Origin of the sequence: Erwinia sp. ErVv1, from assembly GCF_900068895.1 — a bacterium.
In the GTDB taxonomy this organism is placed as follows: Bacteria; Pseudomonadota; Gammaproteobacteria; order Enterobacterales; family Enterobacteriaceae; genus Erwinia.
In genome coordinates this window covers 1-273 of sequence record NZ_CDPK01000013.1, presented here as the reverse complement: position 1 = coordinate 273, position 273 = coordinate 1, and positions in this window count along the sequence as shown.

Below are 273 nucleotides of genomic sequence, written 5' to 3'. Positions count from 1 at the left end.
GCTGCGTTTGCCGCCCTGCTTCAGCACAAACTCTTTCGTTCCCGCTAATCTTTTAAATCACACTCCGCGAACTCAGGTCCGCAGGGCAGATAAAATCTCTTGCTCCGTCCCGCATGCGTAATAGGCAGAACAGCTTATTTCTTGTCCGGATAAGCTGAAAATTGTCTTCTGTCTCTCACTGCCCACCAGAACGCTTCTGGTGTTGTAAGGTTAAGCCTCACGGGTCATTAGTACCGGTTAGCTCAACGCATCGCTGCGCTTACACACCCGGCC